Annotated in this window: 1 protein-coding gene; it reads right to left on the bottom strand. The window is 69.0% G+C overall.

From position 1 onward, the window contains the following. Window positions 1-1,702 (bottom strand): amino acid adenylation domain-containing protein (locus ABD879_RS32495; protein WP_345025624.1); only part of this gene is annotated, 1,702 nt, incomplete at both ends.

The raw sequence follows: 1,702 nt of genomic DNA, 5'->3' as shown, positions 1-1,702 counted from the left end.
TCGACGGCGTCGGCGTCGGCGAGGGGGCGGGCGATGGCGGCGAGTTCTTCGACGGTCTGGTGCTGGAACACCTCGCGCGGGGAGATCACCAGCCCGGCCTGACGCGCCCGCGACACCAGCTGGATCGCGATGATCGAATCACCGCCCAGGTCGAAGAACCCGTCGTCGACGCCGACCCGATCCAACCCGAGAACCTCGGCGAACAACCCGGCCAGCACCTCCTCCTCGGCCGTCCGAGGCGTCCGCGACGACACCCGCACCGACAACCCGGGATCGGGCAGGGCGGCGCGGTCGAGCTTGCCGTTCACGGTCAGCGGCAGCGCATCCAGCTTCACCACCGCCGCCGGGACCATGTACCCGGGCAGCTGGGTCGCTGCGAACCCGCGCAGCTCGGCCGGATCGATCTCGTCGGATGTGACGACGTAGGCGATCAGGCGGTCGTCGCGGACGATCACCGCGACGTCGGCGACCGCCTCATGCCGCGCCAGAACCGCCTCGACCTCGCCCAGCTCGATCCGGAACCCGCGCAACTGCACCTGCAGATCGGACCGGCCGAGGTACTCCAGGCGCCCGTCACTGCGCCACCGGGCAAGGTCGCCCGTGCGGTACATGCGCGTGCCGGGCGCACCATAGGGGTCGGGCACGAACCGTTCGGCCGTCAGCGCGGGCCGGTTCAGATAGCCGCGCGCCAACCCGGCCCCGGCCACGTACAACTCCCCCACCACACCCGGCGGAACCGGCCGCAGCCTCTCGTCCAGAACATAGATGCGCAAATCGGGGATGCCCGTGCCGATGAGGCTTCCCGGAGCGGTCGCCGCATGGACGCGATCCAGCCGCTGGTAGGTGACGTGGACGGTGGTCTCGGTGATGCCGTACATGTTCACCAGCACCGGAGCATCGTCCGGATGCCGGGAGTACCAGTCCTCCAGCCGCCCCAGCTCCAGCGCCTCACCACCGAACACCACATACCGCAACGCCAGATCCGTACCGGGCGCCTCCCGGTCGGCGGCCATCAACTGGTAGAACGCCGACGGCGTCTGACACAGCACCGTCACCCGCTCCGCCGCCAGCAACCTCAGGAAGTCCTCCGGAGACCGCGACGTCAGATACGGCACCACCACCAGACGGCCCCCGTACGCCAACGCGCCCCACAGCTCCCACACCGTGAAGTCGAAGGCGTAGGAGTGGAACAACGTCCACACATCATCCGGCCCGAAATCGAACCAGCACTCCGTCGACCGAAGCAACCGCACCACATTGCGATGCGGAACCACCACACCCTTCGGACGACCCGTCGAACCCGACGTGTAAATAACGTAGGCCGGGTGCTGCGGGGAGATGTCCCGCCCCAAGTTGGAGTCGTCGTAGCCGGGGGCGTCCACGTCCTCCGGCCCGAGGACGAGCGCGGGGCGCGCGTCGTCCAGCATGAAGGCGATCCGGTCGGCCGGGTAGTCCGGGTCGATCGGCACATACGCCGCCCCCGCCTTGAGCACCCCCAGGATCGCCACGACCAGATCCACCGAGCGCGGCAACCGCAACGCCACGAACCGCTCCGGACCGGCCCCCCGCTCCACAAGACGACGCGCCAACCGATTCGCCCGAGCGTTCACCTCCCCATACGTCAACGACACACCCTCACACGACACCGCCACCGCACCAGGCCGAACCGCCACCTGCGCCTCGAACAGATCAACGATCGTCG

It is taken from the genome of Actinomadura keratinilytica, assembly GCF_039539665.1.
Taxonomy (GTDB): Bacteria; Actinomycetota; Actinomycetes; order Streptosporangiales; family Streptosporangiaceae; genus Spirillospora; species Spirillospora keratinilytica.
The sequence above is the reverse complement of the archived record's forward strand: the minus strand, read 5'-3'. Positions and strand labels throughout refer to the sequence as shown.